A 26,615-nucleotide genomic window follows, 5' to 3' on the forward strand; every position below is an offset into this window, starting at 1 on the left:
GGATCCTGGTTCAGATAGGAAATCCATGACCTCGAAGACCACAAACGGCGCGGTCGCGCCATGGCTTGTCCTGTTGTCGGTATGCCTTGCCGCCATGACAATGCCCTTGACCTTCACCGGCCCGGCCGTCGCGCTTTCCCGCATTGCGGCCGACCTCGGCGGCAGCCCGATCGCGCTCAACTGGGTGACCGACGCCTTCATGCTGACCTTCGCCGCCACCTTGATGGCATCAGGCGCGCTGGCCGACAATCATGGCCGCAAGCGGCTCTTCCTTGTTGGCCTCGCCACCTATGTGCTGGCATCGCTGGGATCGATGTTCGCCCCTGATATCGTCTGGTTCGATGTGCTCAGGGCTGCGCAAGGGCTCGGCAGTGCCGCCGCCTTTGCCGGCGGCGCCTCCGCTCTTGCCCAGGAATTCGATGGGCCATTGCGGCTGCGCGCCTTCTCCTTCCTCGGCACCAGTTTCGGCATCGGCCTCGCTTTTGGGCCGATCGCGTCGGGCCTGCTCATAGATGCTTTCGGCTGGCGATCGATCTTCGTCTTGGTGGCAGTGCTCGCGATTGCAGCCGCTTTGCTCGGCCTGCGCACCATCAGGGAATCGCGCGATCCGGATGCGACCGGCCTCGACTGGGCGGGAGCCGGCACCTTTACGATCGCGCTGGCATCGCTGACCTACGGCGTGCTGCAAGCGCCGCAGAGCGGCTGGACCGATCCCCTGGTGATCGCGCTTCTCGTGGCGGCCGCCCTTTGCTTTGCCGCTTTCGTCGTCGTCGAGCGGCGCGTGCGCCGGCCGATGCTCGATCTCTCGCTGTTCCGCTTTCCCCGCTTCGTCGGCGTCCAGTTCCTGGCGGCCGCTCCCGCCTATGGCTTCGTCGTCCTGCTGGTGCTGTTGCCGATCCGCTTCATCGGCATCGAGGGGATGAGCGAGATCAAGGCGGGGCAGTTGATGATCTGCCTGTCGGGACCGCTGTTGATCCTGCCACTGCTCGCCGGCCAGGTAGCGCGCTGGATCGCTCCGGCAACGATCTGCGGTGTCGGCCTGCTTGTGGCCGCCGGCGGCCTTGTCTGGCTGAGCCTGACACCGCCTGTCGCCGCAGCGCTGGTGGCGCCGCTGATCCTCATCGGCGTCGGCATCGCCTTGCCCTGGGGGCTGATGGACGGACTTGCCGTCGGCGTCGTGCCGAAAGAGCGTGCCGGCATGGCGGTCGGCATCTTCAACACCACCCGCGTCGCTTGCGAAGGCGTGGCGCTGGCGATCGTCATGGCAGTCCTGTCGGGTTTCACGGCAGCCCAACTGGCGGCTCAGGGAACGGCGTCTTCCCTGGATGCAACCGCCGCCGCGCAGCTGCTGGTGACCGGCAACATCGGCGAAGCGGCAGCCCGCTTGCCGGGTGCCGGAGCCACGGTCCTGGTCCAGGCCTATGAGATCGCGTTCGACAGGCTGCTGATCGTGCTGGCGGCAATCACCATCGTCACCGCCCTTGTCGTCTTTCTCGGCTTGCGCCGTGGATCGGCGGTGGAACACGAGACCATTGCTCTGCCGGTTTGCCAGGAAGGGTAGCTGAGCCGCGTCAGGAGATGACGAGGCTCGCTATGCGGTGGCCGTCCAGCACGAAGGTCATGTCACCCTCGCCGTTGAAGCCATTGCCTTTCACGGCAATGCGGACGCGGTAGCTGCCCTCGACCTCGGCGATGCGGACAATGCGAAGATTGGAATTCACGCCGATATTGTCCGACTGGTTCCAGCGCGCGATCTGCTGGCGGCCTTGGAAGGACCGCCCCCAGTCGGTCAGGGACGCGTCGGCTGTGAACGTGTGGAGAACGGCTTCGCTATCACCCGCATTGGTGGCCTCGATAAAGCGGCGGATAGGTTCGGGTGTGGTCATCAATCGAGCCGGTGCATCAGATCATCATCCAGCCAGCGGCCGAAGAAATAGACCAGCTGCTTGTGCCACCATGGCCAGTCATGACTGACATCGCCGCCCCAATAGTCGACCCAGGCGGGAATGGATTTGTCGCGCAGGATCTGTTCCAGCCTGCGGGTCTCGACCAGCATCCGCTCTTCCCAGGCACCCTGCCCGCAGCAGAAGATCATCCTCAGCGACTTCAGCCGGGCAAGCAGCTTTGGGTCTACGGTGCCGGGCAGATAGTCGAGCGGTGAATTGTAGAAGATATCACCTTCCAGCGCCTTGCCGAAGAAGTCGCCCGCCGAATAGACGCCCGACAGCGCGATGACGCCGCTGGCGAGTTCGGGAAAGCGAAAGACGAAGTTCGTGGAATGATAACCGCCCATCGAACAGCCGGTGAACAGCGGCTTTAATTTGCGCCCGCCATTGGCTTGCTCGGCGGTCGCCAGAAACTCCGGCAGCGCCTCCTCGCGCACATATCGGAAATAAGCCTCGTGGCGACCGATGCGGTGGGCGACGCCGGCATGCTTGTTGAAGAACGATTCCGAATCGACGCCGTCGACCGCAAACAGCTGGATGCGGCCGGTATCGATGAATTCGGCCAGCGCTCCAACCCCGCCGGAATCCTCGAACTGGTAGAACCGCCCCTGCGACGTCGGGAACACCACCACCGGCCGGCCGGCATGGCCGTAGCGCTTGTATTCCATGTCGCGGCCGAGATTGCCGGAGAAACCCTTGTGATAGGAGATGTCCATCGCGTCTAAGCCTTTTCCGCGTGGATGTAGGCGACGGCCGCGCGCAGCTCTCTCTCGTCCTTCGAGCGCATCTGGTAGGCGTAATTTCCCATGGCGCGGCTGAAAACATTTTCTATCGGCTGATGATGGACGATCTTGTCGCGATGCGCGGCTAGCACGTCCTCATGGCTGTGCAAATAGTGGAGGTGCTGCTTGCGGCTGGCATAAGCGGTGAAATACTTGCCCTCATAAGGACCACCGGCGGCATCCTTCACCACCATGTCGGCCCAGGCCGCGTAGACGTCGATGTCGAACGTGTAGTTGATCGCATCGGTCATCCAGGCGCCGGGCGGCCGCATGTTGACCTCAAGCGCGATGACGCGGTCGTCCTTGGTTTCGAACAGCTCGATGTGGAAGAAGCGCTCGCGCACGTCGAACGCCTTGAGGATTTTGCGGCCGGCCTCTTCGATCGCCGGTCGGACCTTGGGAAAGCAGGTGTAGCTCATGTGGCGATCCTTGTTGACCACTTCCATGATGCTCTGGTCGTAGCGGTGGCTGGCCGCCAGCACCACCTCGCCGTCACGGTTGACCAGCCCATCGAAGGTCACCACCAGCCCCTCGATGAATTGCTCCATGACGAAGGTCACGTCCTCGGGCTTGTCTCTGAAGAACTGGTCAAGCTCCCTGGCGTTGGAAATCTTGAAAGTGTTCGAGGCGCCGGACCCGGAATCGGGCTTCACCACCACGGGATAGCCGACGCGGCGGATGAAGGTCATGGCGCCGGCCCGGTCGGAGCATTTGCGCTGGGCGATGGTGTCGACGCCGCTCTTGCGGAAGAATGCACGCATGCGGCTCTTGCGCTTCAAATTCTTCACGAAATCGAGCTTGGTGCCGTAGATGTTGAAGTCGGTGCGGATGTTGGCTTCCAGCTCCAGCCAATGCTCGTTGAGGGACTCGAAGCGCTCGATCCGGCCCCATTTGTGGATGAAATGACCCATGGCCCGGAACACCGGATCGTAGTCCTCCATGTCGGCGATGCGGTAATATTCCGACAGGGCCACCTTCAGCTTCCCGTCCAGCGCCTCATAAGGCGCATCGCCAATGCCCAGCACCGTGGCGCCGGCCTTTTTCAGCCGGTCGCAGAAATCGGCGCCGTTGGCGGGAAAATGCGGCGAGAAGAAAACGAAATTCACGGATGACCCCTCAGACGGCGAAGCATTGCGGCCCCGGCTACACGCAAGTCTGGCGCATTTGCCGCGCATGGGGAAGAGTGCTCGCGAGTGGTGGAATGGCAGCCCACTTGCCTGTCCATGGCGGCTCCTGTATGAAACCCGCCATGAACACGCGCGTCTCCTCCGTCGCTTCCCGTCCGACCGGCTTTGCCGGCGAGACCGTGCGCGCGCTGGCATCGACCCTGCTTCTTCTCGGCCTTATCGGCGATCGCCGGGTTCGCTGAAGGAGCGCCCGGCGGTCGAACCGCCGCTTACGCGCACGCTCCTTGGCCAGTTCAGAAATTGGCAATTCACATCAAGCGAACGAAAATCTGATAAGGCGCTGCTCGCCCTGGAATCCGTCCGAAGACCGATCCGCGAGCCGCCGGGAGAACAAGACGATGAACGCACGAGAAGACATCCGCGCCGGCGAAGCCGAAAGCGTAAAACGCGCGGCCGGCCACATGCCGGGCGCGGCCCGAAAATACCAGCCCTACCCGACGGTCGGTCTCACCGACCGCACCTGGCCCAACAAGGTCATCGACAAGGCACCGGTGTGGTGCTCGGTCGATTTGCGCGACGGCAACCAGGCGCTGATCGATCCGATGGGTCATGAGCGCAAGGCGCGCATGTTCGCCCTGCTGCTCGACATGGGTTTCAAGGAGATCGAGATCGGTTTCCCCTCGGCCTCGCAGACCGATTTCGATTTCGCCCGCTGGTGCATCGAGGAAGGCAATGTGCCGGCTGATGTTTCGCTACAGGTGCTGGTGCAGTGCCGTCCCGAACTCATCACCCGCACCTTCGAATCTCTGAAGGGCGCCACCAACCCGATCGTGCATTTCTACAATTCGACCAGCGAGTTGCAGCGTCGCGTCGTCTTCGAGAAGGATGTCGGCGGTATCAAGCGCATCGCCACCGACGCGGCCAAGATGATCACCGACATGGCGGCCAAGGCCGGCGGCGGTTATCGCTTCGAATATTCGCCCGAAAGCTTTACCGGCACCGAGCTCGAAGTCGCGCTGGAGATATGCAACGCCGTCACCGAGATCGTGAAGCCGACAGCCGACAACAGACTGATCATCAACCTGCCGTCGACGGTCGAGATGTCGACGCCCAACATCTATGCCGACCGGATCGAATGGATGTGCCGCAACCTGGACGACCGCGAGAACCTGCTGATCTCGCTGCACCCCCACAACGATCGCGGCACCGGCATCGCCACCACCGAGCTCGGCCTGATGGCGGGTGCGGACCGCGTCGAAGGCACGCTGTTCGGCAATGGCGAGCGCACCGGAAATGTCGACATCGTGACGCTGGCGCTCAACATGTACACGCAAGGCGTCGATCCCCATCTGGATTGCTCCGACATCAACCGGATGAAGGACGTCTACGAATATTCCAACCAGCTGAAGATCTCCGAGCGCCATCCCTATGTCGGCGAACTCGTCTACACCGCCTTTTCCGGCTCGCACCAGGACGCCATCAACAAGGGCATGAAGGCCTTGAAGAAGGCCAACACGCCGGTCTGGGAAGTGCCCTATCTGCCGATCGATCCGGCCGATGTCGGACGCAGCTACGAGGCGATCATCCGCATCAACTCGCAGTCGGGCAAAGGCGGCATCGCCTATGTACTGCAGGCCGATTACGGCCTCAATCTGCCGCGCAACCTGCAGATCGAGTTCAGCCAGGAGATCCAGGCGATCACCGACGCCGAAGGCAAGGAAGTGCCGGCAAAACGCATCCATGACCGCTTTATTGAAACCTATGTCGACCAGCCCGGCGCACGACTGAAGTTCCTCGACCATCACACCTATCCCGATACCGAGAAAAAGGGCCGGCGCGTGGTCGAGGCGGTGATCCTCGACAACGGCAAGGAGACGACAATCGCCGGCTCCGGCACCGGCCCGATCGACGGCTTCGTCGATGCGCTGTCGCGTCATGTTGGCGTCGACATGTCGGTGCTTGATTATTCCGAACATTCGCTCCAGCGCGGCTCGAACGCCTCGGCGATTTCCTATGTCGAGATGGAATATCCCGGCGGCAAGCTGTTCGGCGCCGGCATCAACACCAACATCGTCGCCGCCTCGCTGGAAGCCGTTGTTTCGGCCGCCAACCGGATAATCGGCCGCAAGGCCGGCTGATATTTTCCCGGGCGCCGAATGTCCGCGGCGCCCGGAAATCCCCCATTTGCCGAGGGAAATTCCGGTCTTTTGTGTCAACCACCGGCAACTATCCGGTGTGTTACGCGATCGCATAACATAAGCATGCTTGTATGGAAGTGCAGGCTCTATATGATTGCGCCTCAACCTGTGCCGACTTCGAGAGGATCGACACTTGCAGCATGCCACGCCTGCCGCCCCCGCAGTGCGCGAGACACTGGAGCGACTGCTCGCCAGCGAAACGTTCGGACGTTCCGAGCGCGCGCGCAAGTTGCTGCGCTATCTTGTTGAGCGCGAGCAGGCCGGCGAAGCCGACAGGCTCAAGGGTTTCTCCATCGCCATGGACGTCTTCGGCAAGGACGGCGATTTCGATTCGTCGACCGACGCCGTTGTCCGGGTGCAGGCAGGCCGGCTGCGCGAACTTCTCCAGCATTATTTCGCCAATGAAGGCATAGCCGAACCGGTTCGCATTGCCATTCCGCGCGGCGGCTACGTGCCGTCCTATGAGCTCAACGCCATACGCCTGCCGGTTGGGCAGGAGCCGCTTGCGGCGGCGGTAGCCGCCTTGCCCGGATCGCCCGACCAGGCGGCTCTTGACGCCGTTCCCGCTGCCGCGACAGCTTCGGGGGTTACAGAACCTGGGCCTTCGCTGGCGCGCCATCTCCAGTTCTTCTGGGTCGCCATGACGCTGGTCATTCTCATGCTGGGCGTGCTCATCCTGCGCCAGGGCAGCGGCGCATTGCTTGCCAGCAGCGATCCTACCGCGGTGGTCGAGACCGCGGGCGTAACGAGCAGCATCGCATCGCCGTCGATGGAGGCCCTGCCCCTCGTCTACATCGCGGTGAAGGCCACCGGCCCCGAGGCCGGCCGCGTCGCCGCTTCGCTGCGCGCCGGCCTTGCCGGTTTCGACACGATCGACTTCATCGGCCGCGACGCCGACAGCAAGCGCGATCCGAGCACCGACCCGACCAGCTTCGTTTTCGATGTCCTGCCGGGACCAATGGCAGGTGACGTGACGCTCGAACTGCAGAGCGTGGCGACCGGCCGCGTGCTTTTGTCCCGCAGTCTGACGGCCGCCGACAGCGCAACTGGCACCGTCGAGGATCGTATCGCCGCCATCCTCAGCTCGACCATTCCCGCCTCCGGCCCGCTCTACAGCTACATCGAACAGAACGGCATTCAGACCGGGCTGACGAGCTGCCTGATCCTCAACGACAGATACTATCTCGACCAGAGCACCAGGACGCACGAGGCTGCCTATCGCTGCCTGGACAAGCTCGCCGGCCAGGGTGCGAAATCGTCCTTGGTCTATTCGGAACTGGCCTCCCTGACCCTTGAGGCCGCCACCGATCATTACGCCTATCCGCCTGGCGCGACGGTCGAACAGGCAATGTCTTTCGCCCATCGCGCCATCCAGATGGGACCGACCAGCCCTTATGCGCACCGCGCCTACGGCTACCTCAACTCGCGCCTCGGCAACACCGAGGAATCGATCCGCTGGATGCGCAAGGCCTATGAGCTCAACCCCTACGACCTCGGCATGGCTGCCGCTTACGGCTATGGCCTGATCTTTGCCGGCAAATATGCCGAGGGAACACCCATCCTGACCCATGCCGTTGAGACGTTCAGCGGCCATCCGACATGGTGGGATTTTGGGCTTTTCGCCGGGCAATTCATGCTGGGCGACATGAACAAGGCCGCGATAGCCAGCGAGTCGCTGCGCACGACGGCGATGAAATCGCACTATCTGGCGGCGCGGCTGATCGGCGCCAAGGCTGCCGGCCGCGAACAGCTGGCAGCCAAGCTTCTGGATGAGCTGACCACCAAATTCCCGAAATTCGCCGCCGATCCGCGCGCGGCCTTCGCCGAGCGCAAATATCCCGCCGATCTGACCGACCGGCTGGTTGAGGCGCTGCGCGCCGCGGGCCTCGGCAACGCCAGCTAGTCTTTCCGGATCGCGAAAACTTTACTGGCCATCGGTCTGGACTGGGAGCAATCCAGCCTCGATTCGAATTTCCTCTCCAGTCTTGCAATAATCGCACATTTTCATGGTCTCATCCCTCTATGTTGCCGAGCGGGGCGCCGGGCCGAAGACGGTCGTCCTGCTGCATGGCTTCGGTGGTTGCCATGATATCTGGCGCGAGGTGACCGCGTCGCTAGGGCCCGATGTCAGGACCTTGGCCTACGATCTTCCGGGACACGGACTGTCTCTCGAATTTCCTGGCAGCGGCCCGGCCAAAACAGCGGCGCGAGCGGTTCTCGCCGATATCGCCGCACGCGGGATAGCAAGGGTGCATGTCGCCGGTCATTCGATGGGCGGCGCGGTCGCCTCCCTGATGGCGCTTGCCGAGCCTGAAAGGATAGGCTCGCTGACGCTTCTGGCGCCGGGCGGTGCTGGCCCCGAGATCAACGGACCGCTGTTGCGCCGCTACGCCGCGGCCGCCGACAGACGGGAAATCCGCGCCTGCCTTGCCGCCATGTCGGGACCGCGAAGCCCGCCGCCCGAACGCATCGTTGGCGTCCTGGCGGACCTACGCCGTCGCCCCGGCCAGTTGCGCAAGCTGATTGAGATATCGGCCGTCATGACCAGGAACGAGCGGCAGGGGGTCATACCCCGCGAACAGCTGGACACCCTCGACATGCCGGTGATGGTGGTTTGGGGAACGGACGATCCGGTGCTGCCCTTTACCCAGGCTGATTGTCTGCCGGCGCATTTTCATATTCATCACGTGCTCGATGCCGGCCATATGCTGGTCGAGGAAGTACCTGATGTGGTCGCCCAGGCCGTGCGCCGAAACATGGCACGCCGCGGCAGGCGCCTGCGTCCGACATTCGAGGCCGCGGCGAGCTAACTTACTTGCGCCCCGCATCTCGCCAGTGCATTTTGCCGCCGCCTGTGTTAACTCGCAATTAACCATATCAGCGAGGCGACGCCGATGAAGGACACTGGCGAAAACATCACCCCCATCGACACCTCCCGCAAACTGTCCGACGCCGTTCGCGATGTGAAAAATGCCTTCGCCGATCGCGACGATGTCGTGGTCGACATGCGCGAGGCGCACCGGATGCGGCTTGATCTGCTCGCCGCTGAGCTCGCCCCGGTCTTTGCCGACGTGCCCGCCGACATGGACAATTTCGACTTCGTCATCTCCTCCGGCCTGCAGCCCCGCCTGTGGATCGACGCCGTCAGCCATGTCGCCATGGGGCGCGACCGCCGCACCTACCGCTTTCTCAGGGATACCCGCATCGGCCGCGTCGTGCTCGCCGAATCAACCGATATGAAACCGGTCGCCGATCAGGTCACGCGCTATGTGGCGGAGCGTATCGTCGAGCGCCAGCGCATGATGGAGGGCGGTGTCGAGCCGGCCGTCGCCGACCTGAAACGCGCCGCCGTGCCGGAAGCTGAGCCGCCCTTGCAAGCAGCCGTGCCCCGCAGGGGCTGGTCGACGTTCCTTTCCGGTCTCGGCTTGGTCGCCGCCGGCGCGCTTGTTGGCCTGGCGGTGGCGGCCGCGCTGTTTTGGGATCGCCTGATGGCGATGAAGATCAGCTTCTGATCAACGATCTGGAGGCCTCGGTGTCTGCGCGCCGAGTTCAATGACCTGCAGGTCCGATGGCGGCAAGGCCGGCCCGGTCAGGCCGCGCCGCGTCAGGCGAATCAGCCAATTGCCCTTCTCCCCGTCAATATCGAGCAGATTGTACTGTGCCGCCGGGTTCTTGCTGCCTGGCGACTGCCCGGCGGCGGCGACGCCGACGACCGGAATCCTGGCGCCGCGCCCGCCGATGAAGAACAGCGACGGCAGATGCGAATGGCCGTGCAGCACGAGTTCGGCGCCATGCCTATGAACGGTCTTGTGGAAGCGGGAGATGCCGAACAGGCGCTTTTGCTGGGCGACGGCGCCGCGCACCGGCGGATGATGAATCATGATCACCCGCAACAGGCCGCGTTTGTTCGTTGCGTCGAGCACTGTCGCCAGCCTTTGCGCCTGACCTTCGAGGAAGAAGCCATTGGCCATGAACGGCGCCGTAGCGCGCGCCGTCGAAACGCCGATCAGCGCGACATTGCCGCGTACGCGCAGATAGGGAAAAGCGTTGCGGTCGATCGGCGCAGTCACGCCGTCGCCGCTCATCCACGCCGCCCAGGAGCGGCAGACCTTGTCGAAGGCGCCCGGCACATAGGCGTCGTGGTTGCCCGGCACCACCGAGACATCCTCCGGCGAACCCAGCGTCTCAAGCCAGTGCTTGGCCATCTCGATCTCGCCGTCGAGCGCCAGATTGACCAGATCGCCGGTAACGGTGAGGTGGTCGGGTGTGCTCGCCTTCATGTCGGCGACGATGGTGTCGATGACGGCATCGTGCATATGGCGGCGGCGGTTGCGCTGCCAGTTGACGTAGCCGACGACGCGCTTGGACGCGAGTTCGCGATAGGTTACACCGGGAAGCGGCCCCAGATGGACATCGGAAATATGCGCGAGCCTGAACATCCTTCCTTCATAGGCGACGCGCTCCCCGCTTTCCACTCACTGTTTCCTGCCCATCCACGGTTTCGCTAGTCATGGCTATGTCGGACCCGGAGCAGGCGTTTCGCCAGACCGGCTGGGCAGGCCTCAGGGCAAGGCTGTTCCATCTCTATTTCCTTCTGCGGCGGCCGATGACGCTGGGCGTGCGCGGCCTGATCCACGATCGCGCCTCGAACACTGTCTTCCTCATCCGCCACACCTACGTTCCCGGCTGGCAATTGCCGGGCGGGGGCGTCGAAGTCGGCGAGACGCTCGGTGAGGCGCTGGTGCGCGAACTGGCCGAGGAAGGCAACATCGCGCTGACAGCCCAGCCGGTGCTGAAATCGATGCATTTCAACCGCCGCTCCAGCCGCCGCGACCATGTCGGCCTCTATCTCATCGAAACCTTCAACCAGACCGCGCCGAAACTGCCGGACCACGAGATCGCCGAAGCAGGCTTCTTTCCGCTCGACCGCTTGCCGCATGGCACGACGCCGGCGACGCTGCGGCGGCTTGCCGAGGTTTTTGAAGGCGAGCCGGTATCGCCGTACTGGTAGGCTGTCAATCCGATGCTCACGCCGCCTGCCTGAACCGCGCCCGGTCGTGCGGCGCGCCATAGTCGAGCCCAGGCCCGACCGGCACGATGCGCGTCGGGTTGATGCTCTCGTGGCTGCCGTAATAGTGCATTTTGATGTGGTGCAGGTTCACCGTGCCGGCGATACCGGGCACCTGGTAGAGGTCGCGCAGATAGTTCGAAAGGTTCGGATAGTCGGCGATGCGGCGCAGATTGCATTTGAAATGGCCGACATAGACCGGGTCGAAACGCACCAGCGTGGTGAACAGCCGCCAGTCGGCCTCGGTGATACGCTCGCCAGTGAGATAGCGCTGTTTTGACAGTCGGCCCTCCAGCGTGTCGAGCGCCGCGAACAGCTCGCCGAACGCCTCTTCATAGGCCGCTTGCGTGGTGGCAAAGCCGGCGCGGTAGACGCCGTTGTTGACGGCGGGAAAGACCAGCGCATTGACCTTGTCAATCTCGCCGCGCAGGCCTGGCGGATAGAAATCGAGAGCGGCATCGCCCCACTCGTCGAAGGCCGAATTGAGCATGCGGATGATTTCGGCGGATTCGTTGGAGACGATGGTCTCTTCCTTCTTGTCCCACAGCACCGGCACCGAAAGCCGGCCCGAATAGGCTGGATCGGCCTTCGTGTAGATTTGGTGCAGGAAGTCGAGGCCGTAGAGCGTGTCGCCGGTGGCGCCATCCTCGGCCAAAAACGTCCAGCCCTCAGTACCGAGGAAATGATGCACGACTGAAACCGGGATGATGTCTTCTAGCTTCTTCAGCGCGCGAAAGATCACCGTGCGGTGCGCCCACGGACAGGCGAGCGAGACATAAAGATGGTAGCGTCCGGGCTCGGCCTTGAAGCCGCGCGAACGACCTTGCGCCGGCGCGCCGTCGCGCGTGATCCGGTCACGCCGCTGCGTCTCGGCCCGGATGAACCTGCCGCTGCTATCGACATTGGCCGGACGGTCCTGCCATTTGCCTTCGACCAGCAATCCCATACGAAATCTCCTTGCGTGCCTTGGCCAATGTAGTCGCAAGGCGGCAATGCCGAAGCCGTCATCTGCTGAACAGAGCGTCACTCGTATGAAACGCCGGTTGAAAACAGCCGATTGCAGCCGCCGGAAATTGATGCTAGCGGACACTCCGCATGTTCGATCTTGGCTTGATCCGGTTTGACCGACGACGAAAGGGCGCCCGCGCTTAGAAAGCGCTGACTGGCGAACGCTGCCGCTTGCAGCAACCTTTCCTCTTTATCGGACCGCGAAGACCATGAGCCTTGCCGACGTGAAATACCTGCCGGAAACTCCGGCGCATGATCCCGAAATCGAAGCCATCAACGACGAAGCCTTTGGCCCCGGCCGTTTCGTGCTGGCCGCCTACAAGATTCGCGAGACCGGCGGCCACGAGCGCTCGCTATCCTTTGTCGCCATGAATGGCGACATCGTCGTTGCTTCGGTGCGCATGACCCGCATCGCCGCCGGCGCCGGACGCGCGCTGATGCTCGGGCCGCTCGCCGTGCGGCCCGCCTTCAAGAATCTCGGTATCGGCCGCCGGCTCGTGGCGATCGCGCTGGAGGCGGCCGCCAAGGCCGGCGCGCCGGCGGTGATCCTTGTCGGCGACGAGCCTTATTACGGCCCGCTCGGCTTCAGAAAGATCCCCCGCGGCCAGATCTCCATGCCGCGCCCGGTCGACCTCGACCGGCTGCTGTCGCACGAGATCGTGCCCGGTGCCGTGGCGCGGCTCTCCGGCGAGGTCGGCCATGCCAGCCTTGCCAGGATCGCGGAGCAGGCACCAGTGATGGCCTGAGCTCCAGGATCGGTCGCGGCACCAGTCGCGATGGATCCCCATTGGTCAGGTTGCACCATGGCGGCGACCTCCGTAGCATGACCCGGAACAGCACGGAGCATGCAGCATGAACCCGAACGGCCAGATTGCGATCGTAACCGGCGGCGGCTCCGGCCTCGGCGAGGCAACCGCCCGCGCGCTGGCCGACAAGGGCGCGCGCGTCGCCATTTTCGATATCGGCATCGACCGGGCATCGAAGGTGGCGGGCGACATTGGCGGCGCCGCCATCCAGTGCGATGTGAGCAGCGCCGACAGCGGTGCGGCCGCGGTCGCCGAGGTGGAAAAGAGACTTGGGCCAGCGCGCATCCTGGTCAATTGCGCGGGCATTGCCATCGGCGTGAAGACGATCGGCAAGGATGGTCCACATCCGCTCGACCAGTACCGCAAGGTGATCGAGATCAATTTGATCGGCACCTTCAACATGATCCGCCTCGTCGCCGACCGTGCCGCCAAACTCGAACCGCTGCAGGGCGGCGAGCGCGGCGTCATCGTCAACACCGCGTCGGTGGCCGCTTATGATGGCCAGATCGGCCAGGCCGCCTATGCCGCATCCAAGGGCGGCGTCGTCGGCATGACGCTGCCGGTTGCCCGCGACCTGGCGCGCTCTGGCATTCGCGTCTGCACCATCGCGCCCGGCATCTTCAAGACGCCAATGATGGCCGGCATGCCGCAGGAGGTGCAGGATTCGCTCGGCGCGGCCGTGCCCTTCCCGTCCCGCCTCGGCGAGCCGTCCGAATATGCCGCGCTCGCCCTGCATATCGTCGAAAACCAGATGCTGAACGGCGAAACCATCCGCCTCGATGGGGCAATCCGCATGGCGCCGAAATAGACGGCCATGGCGGCCGGCGCAGTGAAGACCGGTCCGCTGGCCGGCCTGAAAGTCATCGAGATGGCTGGGCTCGGCCCGGTGCCTCTGGCCGGGCTGATGCTGTCGGAGATGGGCGCCGAGGTGCTGCGCATCGAGCGCACCGGTTCGGACCAACCCCTGCTGCCGCTCTCCGATGCGTACAATCTCGACCGTCACGGCCGCTCCATCCTGCGCGTCGACCTCAAGCAGGCCAAAGTAACGGAACTGCTGCTGCGCCTTGCCGAAAAGGCCGATCTGTTTGTCGAAGGCTTTCGCCCCGGTGTGATGGAGCGGCTTGGTCTCGGCCCGGATGCTGCATTGGCGCGCAATCCGGCGCTGATTTACGGCCGCATGACCGGCTTCGGCCAGGACGGGCCGCTCGCAGGTCGCGCCGGCCACGACATCACCTACCTCGCCTATTCCGGTGTGTTGCATGCCATAGGCCGGGAGGAAGGCCGGCCGGTGCCGCCGCTGAATCTGATCGCCGACAATGGCGGCGGCGCCATGATGCTGATCGCCGGGGTGCTTGCAGCGCTGTTCGAGCGCTCGCGCTCCGGCAAAGGCCAGGTGATCGACGCGGCGATGGTCGAGGGCGCTTCGATGCTGGTGGCCCCCATACACGCCTTCATGTCGGCAGGTCTGTGGAGCGACCGGCGCGGCGCCAACCTGCTCGATTCCGGTGCGCCCTTCTACGACACCTATGAGACGGCGGACGCACGCCACGTTGCGGTCGGCTGCCTTGAGCCGCGCTTCTTCGCCGCATTCGCAAGGCTGCTGCCGCTCGGCGAGGATTTTGTCCGCGGCCAATACGACAAGGCGTTGTGGCCGGACATGCGCGCGGCCATTGCCGACCGGTTCCGGCAGAAGACACGCGACGACTGGGACGCGCTGTTTGCCGCAAGCGATGCCTGCGTGGCGCCGGTTCTGTCGCTGGCCGAAGCCAGGGATCATCCGCACAGCCGGGCGCGTCACGCATTTGTGAAGGCCGGTGCGCTCGAGCGCCCCGCGCCCGCGCCACGCTTCTCGGCCTCGCAGCCGGCGCTTGCCGGCATGTCTGAAGATGACGATCAGCTGCCCCAGACCGTGCTGGCGCGCTTCGGCTTTTCGACAGCCGAGATCAAAGCGCTTGTCAAAGCCGGCATGATTGGCCAATAACTGGATTTAGAAAATCAACTTACCTGGTGGGCATTTTGGACCAGCCGAAGAAGGACGTCATTCGCGCGACGGACGCCGAGGCGATCAGGCTGGCCGCAACGCTGATCCGCAGCGCCCGTTTCGGCGCCCTCGCGGTGATCGAGCCGTCGACCGGCGCACCGCTGGCCTCCAGGGTCGGAGTCGCCACCGACATCGATGGCACGCCTCTGATCCTTGTCTCGGCGCTGTCAGCCCATACCGGCGCCATCCTTGCCGAGCCGCGCTGCTCGCTGCTTGCCGGCGAACCCGGCAAGGGCGATCCGCTGGCGCATCCCAGGATAACGCTGGTCTGCCGGGCGCAGCCGCTGGAACGCGGGTCGAGCGCGCATACCCGCGCCGAGCGGCGCTATCTCAACCGCAATCCCAAGGCAAAGCTCTATGCCGGGCTCGGCGATTTCTCGATCTTTCGCCTCGAGCCGGAGCGCGCCAGCCTGAATGGCGGCTTCGGCAAGGCCTACCTGCTCGACCGTGCCGATCTCATCACCGAGGGGTTGATCGTCGACGAGCTGGCCGCCAGCGAACAATCCGCTCTCGACCACATGAATGCCGACCATCTCGACGCCATCGCCGTCTATGCCCATCATTTCGCCAGGGTTGAAGGTGATGGTTGGACCATGACCGGCTTCGATGCCGATGGCATGGACCTGGCATCGGGCGACACCGTTTGCAGGGTCTATTTTCCGCAGCCATTGAAGACCGCGCGCGACCTGCGGCCGGTTCTGGTCGACATGGCCAAAGCCGGTCGTGCGCCAGCTACGCAAGGATAATCGTCATGAATCAAAAGCACGTCTTGAGATTTGGGCGAAATGATCTACGATTCAGGCGACGCTGAATCAGCAGCGTGATCCATAGCTGAATTATAGCAGCCAACGCTATTTGCCCCCATAGCGTTTGGATGAGCAGGAAAACATGGGGCATCGATGGTCTCGACCAAACTAATCGCCAATGCCGAATCGGCGGCGACATTTCTGACCCTTATGGGCAACGAAAAGCGGCTCTTGATCATGAGCTATCTGGCCGACGGTGAAATGTCGGTCGGCGCCATCGCCGAAAAGGTGATGCTCAGCCAGTCCGCTTTGTCGCAACATCTGGCCAAGCTCAGGGCGCTCGATCTTGTCGAGACCCGCCGCGACCGGCAGATGATCTACTATTCCTGCAAGTCCGAAGCGGTGCGCGAACTGTTGCGCATGCTGGACGGCATTTTCGGGATAGGCGACTTGTCCCAGATGGCAACGCGTCTGCGCCGCGCCGGGACTTGACCTGCAGGGCTTGACTGGCGACTCCGATCGCTCCTTACCTCGCTGACGATTTTTCGCCGGCCGAGGTATTGATGGATCCGATCCAGATCGACGACGCGCGCGATCCGCGGGTCGCCGCCTATCTCGACATCCGCGAGCGCGATCTCACCGGCCGCCATGGCCGGTTCGTTGCCGAAGGCAAGGTGGTGCTGGACGTCCTGCTGTCAGCCGGACGCTTTGCTGCGGAGTCGGTCCTGGTCCTCGAAAACCGGCTGGCCGGGCTCGACGACATCCTGCGCAAGGCCCCTGCCGACCTGCCGGTCTACGTTGCGGCAAGCGCCGTCATGGACAGGATCGCCGGCTTCCACGTGCATCGCGGTATATTGGCGATCGGCAGCAAGGGCACGCCACAGCCCGCCGAGGCCTTGCTCGACACCTTGCCTGCCGAAGCGTTGATCGTCGTTCTCATCGGCATCGCCAACCATGACAATATCGGATCGATCTTCCGCAATGCCGCCGCCTTCGGCGCCGATGCCGTCTTCGTCGACGCCACCTGTTGCGACCCACTGTATCGCAAGGCGATCCGCGTCTCCGTCGGCGCCGCGTTGAAGGTGCCCTTTGCGTCCTTCGGCGACACTGAAGCTTTCATCGCGAAGCTCGGCGAGTTGGGCTTCGGCCAGGTCGCTTTGTCGCCGCGTGGTGAGGCTGACATTCGTGATGCCGCGCGACCGAAACGACTGGCGCTCTATCTCGGCACCGAAGGCGAGGGCCTCCCGGAGAGCCTGCTTGCCCGCCTGCGGACGGTGCGGATCGCGATGTCGGAAGGGTTCGACAGCCTGAATGTTGCTGCCGCGTCAGCCATTGCGCTGCACCATTTTTCGCCCTGATAGGCGTAGTCAGGCAATTCCAAGCCGGGGCTTGAAACTCAGCTCGGCAAATCTGCCTTCTGCAACGCCCGCACGCGATCGGCCAGGCTGGTGGTTCCTGACCGCGTTTCCTGCGGCGCCGCCAGCGCCTTGGCGATCGGTGAATCGGGTCCTTCGAGCTTGGCCGTCAAATGGACGACCTCAGCCGCCAGATTGTTCATCTGTTCGCGCAAGGCAGAACCGGCATCATTGCCATTGCCGGGGCCATTCCCGGGCTTCGCGGATCCAGAACCGCCAAGCTCCGCCTTCATCCGCTTGTTTTCGCGGGCCAGCGTCGTCAGCCTGGCTTCGAGCCGCTCTCGGTCGCCTTCGAGCTTGGCGAGCGTCTTGTCGATGTCCTCGTTCCTGGCGCGGGCACTGTCTTGCGCACCAACCAGGCCAGCAGCCACGGCGCCTCCTGTAGCCTCGCCCTTCACCCGCTCGCGAAGCCGGGCCAGTTCCTTTTCGCGGCGATCGAGCTTGTCCTCGCGATCGGCCAGCGTGGCGAGCAGGCGCTCGAGCTTTCTGTCGAGGTCGGCGGTTCTTTTCTTTTCGGCCTTCAAGGCATCGCGCGTGGCCTTGCCTTCGGCGACGACTTCCTGATGGCGCTTGTCGGCCTCCTTCCGCTGGCCGCGCAGCACTGAAATGTCGTTGGCAAGTTTTTCCAGCTCGGATTCGCGAGCCACCAGTTCGATCTGACGATTGCTGGAGGAGAAGGACGCGTCGTCGTACATATGTTCGAGCTTTTCCAGCTCGAGCGCGCGCTTTTCCATCATGCGCTCTGTTTGTGCAAGCCTGTCCGACAGCTGTTGTATCTGCTGCTCGCGATGCAGCAGCAATTCGTTTTTTTCCCCGAGCTCCGAAAGCGCCTGCTTCTTGTCCTTGCGCTCGACCGCCAGGCCCTTCAGCGCCTCGCGGCCGCGATTGATTTCGACGAGTTGCTCATTCGCCTGCTCACGCAGCGTCTTGATGCTGATTTCGAGCCGGCGCGTCGTCATGGCGAACTCGGCCCGCAAGCTGTCCTTGTCGGCCTGGATCTCGGCCAGCGTTCGCGGCACCGACGCCTCGACACGCTTGCGTGTCAGCGCGACCGCCCGCCGCCAGATGGCCGGCGCGACCAGCAGCGCCAGAAAGCCTGCGCACAGAAAGCCGAGGGCGAAGAACAGGATCGACTGAACCAAGGTGACTACCCGTTACGGGCGGGCCGCTATCCGGCAACCGCCAAGTCTGGACTTTGCCATGTTCGCATGACGCAAATCCAGCGCTGCGGCAAGGGTTTGCCGCAGCTGCACCGGGTCAGAATCTGTTGATCGGGTCGAAGTGTGGTCGGAATCGCTCAGAAAGGATTCCAGGTCGGCCTCTGCGTCAGCTTCAGATAGCCGAGATTGACGCCAAGCCGCGCGCCGACGCCGGTGCGGATCGGCACCAGCAGCACCCTGTTGTTCTGCAGCACGTTGAAGCCGACGCCGGCCACGACATAGGCCGAACCGGCAACGCCGCCGAACCGATTGTAGAGATTGCTGACGTCGTCGAGGTTATAGACGAGCATCATCACCCGCGATCCCTCGCCGCCGAAATCCCAACCGAGCGAAGGCCCTTGCCAGAACACCTTATGGTCGCCGGCATTCTTGGTGTAGAGCGTACCTTCGCCATAGGTCAGGCCCCCGATCAGCGCGCCGGATCCCTCTTCGCCGAGCAGATAGCCATTGGGCAGGCCGTAGGAGGCAAAAATCTTCTCGACGACGGTTGCGAGACCGCCCGACGTCGCGCCGAAGAACTTGTGACCGGAATCGACGATCTCCTGAGCGGTGTATTCCTGTGCCCGCGACGCAGAGGTTGAGAAAGCGAGAGCGCCCATGAGGGCAATCGCCATGAAGAAGACGCGGACAAACGTCCGGTCGTAGAATCGGGAAACCATGCTTCCAATCTCCGTCAGGGAGCACTTTCGCCGACGCCTCGCACCCGTCCGGCTCTTTAGGCGGCCGTTAAGGATGACTGTTACGGGCAAACTATGCCGTAATCCTTTTTCAACCATTAACCTCCCACATGAACATGGCGGTTCGAAGGCTGTTTCTGACGGTCTGCGCGGGCTCCGATCCTGTGCAAAGATGCCGTTTTTCTCACAAGAATTGTGGATTGTTGCTGCACGCTCGGGCGCTGTGTATTCAGAATGCCTGGGGGGGAGAGAGCGTGATTCGGGTGGTGAGCGTGGCTGTCGGCCGCGCGGCCACCAGGATGTGAATTTTAGCAGGGATTTTTCGCCGATGGCTGAGCTTTTCTCTCTCTCCGCACCCGATCTCGCAGCGTTGTTGTGCAGCCGAGTCTGCCACGACATCATTTCGCCGGTCGGCGCCATCAACAACGGCCTTGAACTCCTGGACGAGGGCGGCGCCGACGAAGACGCCATGAAACTGATCCGGCAGAGCGCCAGAAACGCTTCGGCCCGCCTGCAATTCGCCCGCATCGCCTTCGGCGCCGCCGGTTCGGCGGGCATGATGATCGACACCGGCGATGCCGAGTCCGTCGCCATCGCCTTCCTGAAGAACGAGAAGCCGGAATTGATCTGGAACGGGGTTCGCGCCCTGCTGCCCAAGAACAAGGTCAAGCTGCTGCTCAATTTGCTGCTCGTCGCCAATGCTGCCATCCCGCGCGGTGGCAGATTGGTGGTCACGCTGGAAAACCTCGACACCGAGCCGCGCTTTGCGCTTGCCGCAAGCGGCCCGATGCTGCGCGTGCCGCCGAAATTCCTCGAGCTCCATTCCGGCAACAAGCCCGAGGAGCCTATCGACGCCCATACCGTCCAGCCCTACTACACGCTGCTGCTGGCGCGTGAGGCCAACATGACGATCTCGATTCACGCGACCGCCGAAGAGATCGTGCTGTCCGCGGCCTGAGCGAAGCCGCTCGGCAGGACGTCCGAGCATCAAGAACAATCAAGTATCTTTTCCCGCTGATATTTGCGGCAATTCAGAACAAGCAAGTTTCATTGCCGGCAACGCCCCTGCCGAATGGGGCTGCAAACGACATGTTTGTAAAAACTTTACCTAACGGCTTTTCTGCTTCTTTACCAGATTGGCCTAGTGTGCATCCCGATACCCGGATGCCGCCGGTTCGCACCATGGCAAAGAGGACCCGGAAATGAAGCGCTGCATGTTTGTCGACGATTCGAGCGTCATCAGAAAGGTTGCAAAACGGATTCTTGGCGGCTCCGACATGGTGGTGATCGAAGCGGCAACTGGACTTGATGCTGTCGAGATGTGCGCTGCCGAGATGCCTGATGTGATTGTCGTCGACGGCGCCCTGCCGGACATGCAAGCGGTCGACGTCATTCGCCAGGTTCGCGCCATGGAGAGCACGGTCAAACCGCAGATTCTGATCTCACTGGTCGAGGTCGATGTTGCCTCGATCATGAAGGCAAAGCGCGCCGGCGCCCAGGGTTATCTGTTGAAGCCGTTCAACCGGCCGCAACTGCTCGAACGTTTTCGTACCTTGAAGGTTGCCGCCTGACTCGGCACGTCCTCGGCCAAGAAGGACAGCAAAAAACCCGGCATGAGCCGGGTTTTCTCATTAAATTCAATCGGATGGTGTTCGCTCAGGCGCTGACGCGGATGTCTTCCGGCTCGCGCAGCACATAGCCGCGACCCCAGACCGTCTCGATGTAGTTCTGCCCACCGGATGCTGCGTCGAGCTTCTTGCGCAGCTTGCAAATGAAGACGTCGATGATCTTCAGTTCCGGTTCGTCCATGCCGCCATAAAGGTGGTTGAGGAACATTTCCTTGGTCAGCGTGGTGCCCTTGCGCAGCGAGAGCAACTCCAGCATCTGGTATTCCTTGCCGGTCAGATGCACGCGCTGGCCGCCGACTTCGACGGTCTTGGCGTCGAGATTGACCACCAGGTCGCCGGTGGTGATGACCGACTGGGCATGGCCCTTGGAACGGCGCACGATGGCATGAATGCGGGCGACCAGTTCGTCCTTGTGGAACGGCTTGGTCATATAGTCGTCGGCGCCGAAGCCCAGGCCGCGCACCTTGTCCTCTATACCGGCCATGCCGGACAGGATCAGGATCGGCGTCTTCACCTTGGACAGGCGAAGTGTCCGCAAGACTTCGTAGCCGGACATATCGGGAAGGTTGAGGTCGAGAAGAATGATATCGTAATCATAAAGTTTACCGAGATCGACACCTTCTTCGCCGAGGTCGGTCGTGTAAACATTAAAACTTTCAGATTTGAGCATCAGCTCGATGCTCTGAGCGGTTGCACTGTCGTCTTCTATCAGCAGAACGCGCATTTCATTCCCCTTTTCTGCCGCCGGACCATGTCACGACCCATCCGGGACCGGAGCAGTGATTGCCTGAACAGAGGCTGCCATCGAATGGTTAACAAAACCTAATTCCGCACCAAGGACGGTACCAGATTTTTTAACCCCTTTCTACACCCTCTTGAATCTAATGATGAATCACAGAACCAAATCGCTAATGCAACACATTAATAAGTCGGACTAAGTGACTCAAGGGACTCGCTGGCCGGCTTCCGTATCGGGAGCCGGAATTTTTACCCGGCCTTAAGTCCTCGCCCTTATGATTAACAATGCGCGTAAACGAATGGTTACCGCCGGCAAAAAACTTTAGGGATTTGTTTCCCATAGTTCGGGGAATGCCGGTGGATACGGGCGACGCCAGGCCCTGGCGGGCGGATTGGACGATATGTGCAGGTGTGCGTTTCCGGGAGTACCGAATCATGAAGTCACGTGAAAACCTCGTTCGGCTGAAGCAATTTCAGGTGAATGAGAAGCGGCGGCAGCTGCTGCAGCTCGACATGATGATCGCCGAGTTCGAGCGCATGGCCGTTGAACTGGAGCTTCAGATCACCGCCGAGGAGAAGAAGGCCGGCATCACCGACATCAATCATTTTGCCTATCCGACCTTCGCCAAGGCGGCGCGTCTGCGCCGTGATAACCTCAGAAACTCTCAAAGCGACCTCGCCCAGCAGCGAAGTGCTGCCGAATCATTACTCGGCGAAGCTGAAGCGGAGCTTTCCAAGGCCGAGATGCTGGAATCGCGCGACACCAAGATCCGCGACGCGGAACTCGGCGGTCGCAGCGCCATGATCGGCTGACGGCAGGGTTTTAACCCGACCGGCGCCGCCTGACGCCGCGCTTTGCTTTGCGTGTAGCGCGCCAAAAGGCTCCGGCGCTGCTGATCCGGCCCGTAAGGCGGCCGCAGCTTCAGGCCCGTGCCAAATCCCTTTCCAGGTTCGCCGCCGCCCTCGCCCGCGCTTGCTTGATGTCAGGCACATGCTCTTCCGACCAGGAGCGTATCTGGGTGAGCAGCCCCGCCAGGTTCTGGCCAAGTTCGGTCAATTCATATTCGACCCGCGGCGGGATCACCGGAAAGATTTCGCGCCGCACAAGCCCGTCGCGCTCGAGGACGCGCAGCGTCTGCGTCAGCATTTTAGGCGTGATGCCTTCGAGCTTACGCGCCAGTTCGCCGTTGCGCATCTGGCCACGGCGCAGCGCACAAACCGTCAGATAGACCCATTTGCTGGCCAGCATCTCGAGCACGGCGTGCGAAGGACACGTCCGCTGGAAGGCGTCATAGCCGGAGCCGCAATCATTATCACTATCCATGAGGTGCCTATATATGGAAAAGGTACATACTGGACAAGGGAATATTACTATCCAAATGATAGTGGCACAGAAACCCCAGCAGGAGCCTCCCATGCGTGCCGTTGTCCAGAATTCAGTCGGCGGACCCGACGTCCTCGTCATCGCCGATCGCCCCGCGCCCTCGCCCAAGTCCGGCGAAGTGCTCGTGCGCGTGCATGCTGCCGGCATCAATCCGGTCGATGGCTCGGTGCGCGCCGGCTACTATCCATTGCTGGGCGAACCGCCCTTCACTTTGGGCTGGGATATTTCAGGTACGGTCGAGGCGGTAGGCCCAGGCGTCGATGGCGGCCTCAGGGTCGGTGACGCCGTGTTCGGCATGCCGCGTTTTCCCAAGCAGGCCGCGGCCTATGCGGAGCTCGCTGTGGCCCCGGCCGATGAAATCGCACCGAAGCCGCAAGGCATTGACCACAATCATGCCGGCGCGCTGCCGCTGGCCGGTCTGACCGCCTGGCAAGGCCTTGTCCGCCATGGCGGCCTGAAGCGCGGCCAGCGCGTGTTGATCCATGCTGCGGCCGGCGGCGTCGGGCATCTGGCGGTGCAGATCGCCAAGGCGCACGGCGCTTATGTCATCGCCACCGCCAGCCCGAAGAAACTCGATTTCGTCCGCTCGCTCGGCGCCGATGAAGTGGTCGACTACACCAAGCGAGATTTCACCGCCGAGGTCAGCGACGTCGACTTGGTGCTGGAGCCGATGGGCGGCGACCATGCCGACCAATCGCTGACAGTCCTGAAGGACGGTGGCGCCCTGGTGTCGCTGCTCAATATCCACGACACCACCCGAGCCAAGGCTGCTGCGCGTGGGATCCGCGTCGAGCGCATGTCCGTCGTGCCCGACCGTGAAGGCCTCGTCGAACTTGGCAAACTGGTCGATGAGGGAAAGCTTGCGGTCCATGTGGCAAAGGCGTTTCCGCTCGAACAGGCGGGCGCCGCGCACGCTTTTCTCGCCACTAGGCCGATCGGCAAGGTGGTGCTGACGGTCTGAAGCAGGCATTACCGACAGGCAAAAGGGCGCGGTTACCGCGCCCTTTTCTGTTGTGGTCCTGGCTCTAGTGCCGGTATTGCTGGATGCGCGTCGTGCGCAGCCCGGCAAGGCCGTATTCGTCGATCGACGCTTGCCAGGACAGGAATTCCTCGGTGGTCAGCTTGTAGCGCTGGCATGCCTCGTCGAGGCTCAAAAGCCCGCCGCGCACCGCAGCAACCACTTCCGCCTTGCGCCGGATAACCCAGCGACGTGTATTCGTCGGCGGAAGATCGGCAATCGTAAGAGGGCTGCCGTCAGGCCCAATAACATATTTGACTCGCGGTCTAACAAGATCGGTCATCGTACTCTCTACTAAAAACTCAAAGACCCAATCCCCACCACATTACCGCCACAGCTTTAAAAATTGCCTAAGCGAACCCTAATGAGTAGGTAAGGATCATGAACGCCGCGTTAGTCTTTTCGTCGGCATTTGAGGCAACGGCGGGCAGGCGCGCAATTTTCCCGCAAAATCGGCACCGCCGCAAAGCTGGCGCCGCTGGTGTGGTTGACCTATATTCGCGCCACTGCCATTGAAGCGCCGCGCAGAACGAAAGAACCATGAACAGCCTCGACCTTCCCGCCAGCCCGCAAAACACCCGCATCGTCGTCGCCATGTCGGGCGGTGTGGATTCGTCTGTCGTTGCCGGCCTTTTGAAGCGCGAAGGCTATGATGTCGTCGGCGTCACGCTGCAGCTCTACGACCATGGCGCCGCAACGCACCGGGCCGGGTCGTGCTGCGCCGGCCAGGACATTGACGATGCCCGCCGCGTTTCCGAGACACTGGGCATTCCGCATTACGTGCTCGACTATGAGGAGCGCTTCCGTAAGGCGGTCATCGACCCGTTTGCCGAAAGCTACGTCGCCGGCGAAACGCCCATTCCGTGCGTCTCTTGCAATCAGACGGTGAAGTTCGCCGACCTTTTGGCCACCGCCAAGGACCTTGGCGCCGATGCGCTCGCCACCGGCCACTATATCCGCTCCGGGGCCAATGGCGCCCACCGCGCGCTGTTCCGGCCCGTCGATGCCGACCGCGACCAGAGCTATTTCCTGTTTGCCACCACGCAGGCGCAGATCGACTATCTGCGCTTTCCGCTGGGTGGGCTGTCCAAGCCTGCGGTGCGGGCCATCGCCGAAGAAATGGGGCTGACCGTTGCCGCCAAGCAGGACAGTCAGGACATCTGCTTCGTGCCGCAGGGCAAATATTCCGACATCATCGCCAAGCTGAAGCCAGCTGCCGCCAACCCAGGCGACATCGTCCATATCGACGGCCGCGTGCTCGGTCGCCATGACGGCATCCTGCGCTATACGATCGGCCAGCGCCGCGGCATCGGCATCGCCTCGGGCGAGCCGCTTTACGTCGTCCATCTCGACGCCGACCGGGCCCGTGTCATCGTCGGCCCGCGCGAGGCGCTGGAGACCCACAAGATCTATCTGCGCAACATGAACTGGCTGGGCGATCGCGCGCTGTCCGACATTCCGGCCGCCGGCATGGAGCTGTTCGCCAAGGTCCGCTCGACGCGGCCGCCGCGCCCGGCCGTGCTGCATCACCGCGCCGGCAGCACCTTTGTCGAACTGGTCGACGGCGAGTCCGGCATCGCGCCCGGACAGGCCTGCGTGCTCTATTCCGACGACGGCAACGAAGCCCGCGTCTTCGGCGGCGGCTTCATCGAGCGCTCCGAGCGCGGCGCCGAGGCCGAAGCCATGCTCAGCCGGCTCGCAGCCAGGCCGGCGCAGATTCCCGCAGAGTAAACACTACCCCTCTCGGAGACAGTTTTAGTTTCGATCTGCCTTAAGGGCAGAGTTTCGAAACGGTCTCAGGACTTTGTGTGCGTGACTGTACCCGCCGTCAGGATGCGGAGCACCCTGATGGCTTCCTCGCCGCTGGTGCGCGGCTCGGCCCGCGTCTCGATACACTGGATGAAGTGCTCGAGCTCGCGCGTCAGCGGCATGCCCTGGCCGACCGCGACATAGGACGGCTCGTTGGTGGTGAAGGCCCACTGGCCGCTGTCCTGCCACACCGCGTGGCGGTAGACGGCCAGCTTGCGCTCCCATGGCTCGACATCGTCGAACACCGCCATTGCCTTGGTGCCGACCACGGTCAGCCGCCGCTCGCGATAGGGATTGAGCCGCGAGGTGAAGAGATGGCTGCGCAAGCCATTGGGAAAACGCATGTGCAGATGCGCGAAATCGCTGAGATTGTCGAGGAGTGCGGCCCCCTCGCCCCTGACGTCGATCGGCTCGGTGCCGGTGATGGCCAGGATCATCGACAGATCGTGCGGCGCCAGATCCCACAGTGCGTCGTTCTCGGTGTGGAATTTGCCGAGGCCGAGCCGGTGCGAGTGGATGTAGCGAACCTCGCCGAGCTCGCCATTGTCGATCAGCGCCTTCAGCGTCTCGAAGGCGGGATGGAATCGCAAGACATGGCCGACCATGAACACGCGGCCGTTGTCCCTGGCCGCCTGCACGGCGCGCTCGGCGTCGGGCACGGTCAACGCAATCGGCTTTTCCACCAGCACGTCCTTGCCGGCCTCAGCGGCGCGCACGGCAAGATCGGCATGGAATTGCGGCGGCAGCGCCATGACGATGGCGTCGATATCATCACGCACGAACAGCTGGTCGGGCTCGATCGCCAGGCAGTCCTGCTCGCTGGCAAAGCCTTCGGCCCGCGCCCGATTGGCATCGGAAACCGCATGTAGCGCGCCGAGCGCCTTGAGGGTGCGGATGTGGTTGCTGCCCCAGTATCCGCAACCGAGGACTGCAATGCGCGGCTTCATCAGCTTCAAACTCTAATTTCTTGGCCGAGACATAGCGGCGTGCCCCGTCGAACTCAA

At 62.8% G+C, this 26,615-nt stretch carries 28 protein-coding genes; 17 read left to right on the plus strand and 11 right to left on the minus strand.

The genetic code is table 11. The features are described 5' to 3' along the window. Positions 1–25 precede the first annotated feature (25 nt). A complete protein-coding gene (locus X730_RS162865) occupies positions 26–1,561 on the plus strand; it encodes an MFS transporter (protein ID WP_023825378.1) in 1,536 nt (511 codons plus the stop codon). A gap of 10 nt (positions 1,562–1,571) precedes the next feature. Here X730_RS162865 and X730_RS162860 read toward each other — a convergent pair whose 3' ends face one another. Genes X730_RS162860 through X730_RS162850 form a run of 3 tightly spaced genes read right to left on the minus strand, consistent with a single transcriptional unit; the run spans position 1,572 to position 3,834 of the window. Further along, positions 1,572–1,886 (minus strand): nuclear transport factor 2 family protein, encoded by a 315-nt coding sequence (locus X730_RS162860; RefSeq protein WP_031196475.1) that lies wholly within the window; start codon positions 1,884–1,886, stop codon positions 1,572–1,574. After that, positions 1,886–2,662: an alpha/beta hydrolase-fold protein gene (locus tag X730_RS162855; protein WP_023741035.1), complete on the minus strand. Its 777-nt coding sequence runs from the start codon at positions 2,660–2,662 to the stop codon at positions 1,886–1,888. The genes X730_RS162860 and X730_RS162855 overlap by 1 nt, the downstream gene beginning before the upstream one ends. Positions 2,663–2,667: 5 nt before the next feature. Continuing rightward, positions 2,668–3,834: an ATP-grasp domain-containing protein gene (locus X730_RS162850; protein WP_023804784.1), complete on the minus strand. Its 1,167-nt coding sequence runs from the start codon at positions 3,832–3,834 to the stop codon at positions 2,668–2,670. Between the two features lie 482 nt (positions 3,835–4,316). On the opposite strand from X730_RS162850, the gene leuA reads away from it, so the two are divergent. The 4 genes from leuA (at position 4,317) to X730_RS162830 (ending at position 9,565) form a co-directional block, all read left to right on the plus strand. Then, positions 4,317–5,993 carry a 2-isopropylmalate synthase gene (gene leuA, locus X730_RS162845; protein ID WP_023683640.1) on the plus strand — a complete coding sequence of 559 codons (1,677 nt, stop codon included), beginning with the start codon at positions 4,317–4,319 and terminating at the stop codon, positions 5,991–5,993. Positions 5,994–6,186: 193 nt separating this feature from the next. Continuing rightward, entirely contained in the window at positions 6,187–7,956 is a 1,770-nt protein-coding gene (locus tag X730_RS162840; RefSeq protein WP_023825379.1) for a hypothetical protein, read from the plus strand. A 103-nt stretch (positions 7,957–8,059) separates the two neighbouring features. Then, positions 8,060–8,863 (plus strand): alpha/beta fold hydrolase, encoded by an 804-nt coding sequence (locus X730_RS162835; RefSeq protein WP_023825380.1) that lies wholly within the window; start codon positions 8,060–8,062, stop codon positions 8,861–8,863. A gap of 84 nt (positions 8,864–8,947) precedes the next feature. Beyond that, on the plus strand, positions 8,948–9,565 hold the full coding sequence (locus tag X730_RS162830) for a hypothetical protein (protein WP_023817388.1): 618 nt from the start codon (positions 8,948–8,950) through the stop codon (positions 9,563–9,565). Here X730_RS162830 and X730_RS162825 read toward each other — a convergent pair whose 3' ends face one another. Then, on the minus strand, positions 9,566–10,492 hold the full coding sequence (locus X730_RS162825; RefSeq protein ID WP_023683636.1) for a metallophosphoesterase: 927 nt from the start codon (positions 10,490–10,492) through the stop codon (positions 9,566–9,568). 77 nt (positions 10,493–10,569) lie between these two features. On the opposite strand from X730_RS162825, the gene X730_RS162820 reads away from it, so the two are divergent. Further along, complete coding sequence (locus X730_RS162820) at positions 10,570–11,064, plus strand: NUDIX domain-containing protein (RefSeq protein ID WP_023669957.1); 495 nt, start codon at positions 10,570–10,572, stop codon at positions 11,062–11,064. A 16-nt stretch (positions 11,065–11,080) separates the two neighbouring features. On the opposite strand, the gene X730_RS162815 is transcribed toward X730_RS162820, so the two are convergent. Continuing rightward, positions 11,081–12,067: a glutathione S-transferase family protein gene (locus X730_RS162815; protein ID WP_023825381.1), complete on the minus strand. Its 987-nt coding sequence runs from the start codon at positions 12,065–12,067 to the stop codon at positions 11,081–11,083. A gap of 271 nt (positions 12,068–12,338) precedes the next feature. Here X730_RS162815 and X730_RS162810 point away from each other — a divergent pair, with 271 nt between their 5' ends. The 6 genes from X730_RS162810 to X730_RS162785 all read left to right on the plus strand — a co-directional run bounded on the left by X730_RS162810 (position 12,339) and on the right by X730_RS162785 (position 17,080). Next, positions 12,339–12,875 carry an N-acetyltransferase gene (locus X730_RS162810; protein WP_023683633.1) on the plus strand — a complete coding sequence of 179 codons (537 nt, stop codon included), beginning with the start codon at positions 12,339–12,341 and terminating at the stop codon, positions 12,873–12,875. Between the two features lie 106 nt (positions 12,876–12,981). Beyond that, positions 12,982–13,743, plus strand: coding sequence for a 3-hydroxyacyl-CoA dehydrogenase (locus X730_RS162805; RefSeq protein ID WP_023683632.1), 762 nt, complete (start codon positions 12,982–12,984; stop codon positions 13,741–13,743). 6 nt (positions 13,744–13,749) lie between these two features. Then, entirely contained in the window at positions 13,750–14,916 is a 1,167-nt protein-coding gene (locus tag X730_RS162800; protein ID WP_023825382.1) for a CaiB/BaiF CoA-transferase family protein, read from the plus strand. A 35-nt stretch (positions 14,917–14,951) separates the two neighbouring features. Beyond that, the gene (locus X730_RS162795; protein ID WP_023699709.1) at positions 14,952–15,722 is read left to right on the plus strand and encodes a HugZ family protein; all 771 of its coding nucleotides are present in this window, start codon (positions 14,952–14,954) and stop codon (positions 15,720–15,722) included. Positions 15,723–15,875: 153 nt separating this feature from the next. After that, positions 15,876–16,214, plus strand: coding sequence for a metalloregulator ArsR/SmtB family transcription factor (locus X730_RS162790; RefSeq protein WP_023669951.1), 339 nt, complete (start codon positions 15,876–15,878; stop codon positions 16,212–16,214). A gap of 71 nt (positions 16,215–16,285) precedes the next feature. Continuing rightward, complete coding sequence (locus X730_RS162785; RefSeq protein WP_023669950.1) at positions 16,286–17,080, plus strand: RNA methyltransferase; 795 nt, start codon at positions 16,286–16,288, stop codon at positions 17,078–17,080. 38 nt (positions 17,081–17,118) lie between these two features. On the opposite strand, the gene X730_RS162780 is transcribed toward X730_RS162785, so the two are convergent. Continuing rightward, a complete protein-coding gene (locus tag X730_RS162780; protein ID WP_023669949.1) occupies positions 17,119–18,279 on the minus strand; it encodes a hypothetical protein in 1,161 nt (386 codons plus the stop codon). A 155-nt stretch (positions 18,280–18,434) separates the two neighbouring features. Beyond that, complete coding sequence (locus X730_RS162775) at positions 18,435–18,971, minus strand: EipA family protein (protein ID WP_245259859.1); 537 nt, start codon at positions 18,969–18,971, stop codon at positions 18,435–18,437. 391 nt (positions 18,972–19,362) lie between these two features. Between X730_RS162775 and X730_RS162770 the strand changes: the two genes are divergently transcribed. Together X730_RS162770 and X730_RS162765 are read left to right on the plus strand one after the other, a co-directional pair. Continuing rightward, positions 19,363–19,992, plus strand: a complete 630-nt coding sequence (locus X730_RS162770) for a histidine phosphotransferase family protein (protein ID WP_023669947.1) — start codon at positions 19,363–19,365, stop codon at positions 19,990–19,992. 244 nt (positions 19,993–20,236) lie between these two features. Then, positions 20,237–20,605 (plus strand): response regulator, encoded by a 369-nt coding sequence (locus tag X730_RS162765; RefSeq protein WP_023825383.1) that lies wholly within the window; start codon positions 20,237–20,239, stop codon positions 20,603–20,605. Between the two features lie 85 nt (positions 20,606–20,690). On the opposite strand, the gene ctrA is transcribed toward X730_RS162765, so the two are convergent. Next, the gene (gene ctrA, locus X730_RS162760) at positions 20,691–21,386 is read right to left on the minus strand and encodes a cell cycle two-component system response regulator CtrA (protein ID WP_006203583.1); all 696 of its coding nucleotides are present in this window, start codon (positions 21,384–21,386) and stop codon (positions 20,691–20,693) included. 449 nt (positions 21,387–21,835) lie between these two features. Here ctrA and X730_RS162755 point away from each other — a divergent pair, with 449 nt between their 5' ends. Continuing rightward, positions 21,836–22,213, plus strand: coding sequence for a flagellar export protein FliJ (locus X730_RS162755; RefSeq protein ID WP_023669945.1), 378 nt, complete (start codon positions 21,836–21,838; stop codon positions 22,211–22,213). A 109-nt stretch (positions 22,214–22,322) separates the two neighbouring features. Here the strand turns inward: X730_RS162755 and X730_RS162750 are convergent, their stop codons facing one another. After that, the gene (locus tag X730_RS162750; RefSeq protein WP_023699710.1) at positions 22,323–22,724 is read right to left on the minus strand and encodes a helix-turn-helix domain-containing protein; all 402 of its coding nucleotides are present in this window, start codon (positions 22,722–22,724) and stop codon (positions 22,323–22,325) included. Between the two features lie 91 nt (positions 22,725–22,815). On the opposite strand from X730_RS162750, the gene X730_RS162745 reads away from it, so the two are divergent. Then, positions 22,816–23,745 (plus strand): NADP-dependent oxidoreductase, encoded by a 930-nt coding sequence (locus X730_RS162745; protein WP_023825384.1) that lies wholly within the window; start codon positions 22,816–22,818, stop codon positions 23,743–23,745. A gap of 64 nt (positions 23,746–23,809) precedes the next feature. Here the strand turns inward: X730_RS162745 and X730_RS162740 are convergent, their stop codons facing one another. Continuing rightward, on the minus strand, positions 23,810–24,085 hold the full coding sequence (locus X730_RS162740; protein ID WP_013529904.1) for a DUF1153 domain-containing protein: 276 nt from the start codon (positions 24,083–24,085) through the stop codon (positions 23,810–23,812). 257 nt (positions 24,086–24,342) lie between these two features. On the opposite strand from X730_RS162740, the gene mnmA reads away from it, so the two are divergent. Next, positions 24,343–25,533, plus strand: coding sequence for a tRNA 2-thiouridine(34) synthase MnmA (gene mnmA, locus X730_RS162735; RefSeq protein WP_023683624.1), 1,191 nt, complete (start codon positions 24,343–24,345; stop codon positions 25,531–25,533). A gap of 65 nt (positions 25,534–25,598) precedes the next feature. Here mnmA and X730_RS162730 read toward each other — a convergent pair whose 3' ends face one another. After that, positions 25,599–26,558 (minus strand): Gfo/Idh/MocA family oxidoreductase, encoded by a 960-nt coding sequence (locus X730_RS162730; RefSeq protein ID WP_023699712.1) that lies wholly within the window; start codon positions 26,556–26,558, stop codon positions 25,599–25,601. Positions 26,559–26,615 lie beyond the last annotated feature (57 nt).

This window comes from Mesorhizobium sp. L103C131B0, from assembly GCF_000502275.1.
Classification (GTDB): Bacteria; Pseudomonadota; Alphaproteobacteria; order Rhizobiales; family Rhizobiaceae; genus Mesorhizobium.

What these genes read in the sequence shown, in the direction of transcription:
- X730_RS162865 (WP_023825378.1), top strand. Translation starts at nt 26, where the DNA reads ATGACCTCGAAGACCACAAACGGCGCGGTCGCGCCATGGCTTGTCCTG.
- X730_RS162860 (WP_031196475.1), bottom strand. Translation starts at nt 1,886, where the DNA reads ATGACCACACCCGAACCTATCCGCCGCTTTATCGAGGCCACCAATGCG.
- X730_RS162855 (WP_023741035.1), bottom strand. Translation starts at nt 2,662, where the DNA reads ATGGACATCTCCTATCACAAGGGTTTCTCCGGCAATCTCGGCCGCGAC.
- leuA (WP_023683640.1), top strand. Translation starts at nt 4,317, where the DNA reads ATGCCGGGCGCGGCCCGAAAATACCAGCCCTACCCGACGGTCGGTCTC.
- X730_RS162835 (WP_023825380.1), top strand. Translation starts at nt 8,060, where the DNA reads ATGGTCTCATCCCTCTATGTTGCCGAGCGGGGCGCCGGGCCGAAGACG.
- X730_RS162830 (WP_023817388.1), top strand. Translation starts at nt 8,948, where the DNA reads ATGAAGGACACTGGCGAAAACATCACCCCCATCGACACCTCCCGCAAA.
- X730_RS162825 (WP_023683636.1), bottom strand. Translation starts at nt 10,492, where the DNA reads ATGTTCAGGCTCGCGCATATTTCCGATGTCCATCTGGGGCCGCTTCCC.
- X730_RS162820 (WP_023669957.1), top strand. Translation starts at nt 10,570, where the DNA reads ATGTCGGACCCGGAGCAGGCGTTTCGCCAGACCGGCTGGGCAGGCCTC.
- X730_RS162815 (WP_023825381.1), bottom strand. Translation starts at nt 12,067, where the DNA reads ATGGGATTGCTGGTCGAAGGCAAATGGCAGGACCGTCCGGCCAATGTC.
- X730_RS162810 (WP_023683633.1), top strand. Translation starts at nt 12,339, where the DNA reads ATGAGCCTTGCCGACGTGAAATACCTGCCGGAAACTCCGGCGCATGAT.
- X730_RS162805 (WP_023683632.1), top strand. Translation starts at nt 12,982, where the DNA reads ATGAACCCGAACGGCCAGATTGCGATCGTAACCGGCGGCGGCTCCGGC.
- X730_RS162800 (WP_023825382.1), top strand. Translation starts at nt 13,750, where the DNA reads ATGGCGGCCGGCGCAGTGAAGACCGGTCCGCTGGCCGGCCTGAAAGTC.
- X730_RS162790 (WP_023669951.1), top strand. Translation starts at nt 15,876, where the DNA reads ATGGTCTCGACCAAACTAATCGCCAATGCCGAATCGGCGGCGACATTT.
- X730_RS162785 (WP_023669950.1), top strand. Translation starts at nt 16,286, where the DNA reads ATGGATCCGATCCAGATCGACGACGCGCGCGATCCGCGGGTCGCCGCC.
- X730_RS162775 (WP_245259859.1), bottom strand. Translation starts at nt 18,971, where the DNA reads ATGGCGATTGCCCTCATGGGCGCTCTCGCTTTCTCAACCTCTGCGTCG.
- X730_RS162770 (WP_023669947.1), top strand. Translation starts at nt 19,363, where the DNA reads ATGGCTGAGCTTTTCTCTCTCTCCGCACCCGATCTCGCAGCGTTGTTG.
- X730_RS162765 (WP_023825383.1), top strand. Translation starts at nt 20,237, where the DNA reads ATGAAGCGCTGCATGTTTGTCGACGATTCGAGCGTCATCAGAAAGGTT.
- ctrA (WP_006203583.1), bottom strand. Translation starts at nt 21,386, where the DNA reads ATGCGCGTTCTGCTGATAGAAGACGACAGTGCAACCGCTCAGAGCATC.
- X730_RS162755 (WP_023669945.1), top strand. Translation starts at nt 21,836, where the DNA reads ATGAAGTCACGTGAAAACCTCGTTCGGCTGAAGCAATTTCAGGTGAAT.
- X730_RS162750 (WP_023699710.1), bottom strand. Translation starts at nt 22,724, where the DNA reads ATGGATAGTGATAATGATTGCGGCTCCGGCTATGACGCCTTCCAGCGG.
- X730_RS162745 (WP_023825384.1), top strand. Translation starts at nt 22,816, where the DNA reads ATGCGTGCCGTTGTCCAGAATTCAGTCGGCGGACCCGACGTCCTCGTC.
- X730_RS162740 (WP_013529904.1), bottom strand. Translation starts at nt 24,085, where the DNA reads ATGACCGATCTTGTTAGACCGCGAGTCAAATATGTTATTGGGCCTGAC.
- mnmA (WP_023683624.1), top strand. Translation starts at nt 24,343, where the DNA reads ATGAACAGCCTCGACCTTCCCGCCAGCCCGCAAAACACCCGCATCGTC.
- X730_RS162730 (WP_023699712.1), bottom strand. Translation starts at nt 26,558, where the DNA reads ATGAAGCCGCGCATTGCAGTCCTCGGTTGCGGATACTGGGGCAGCAAC.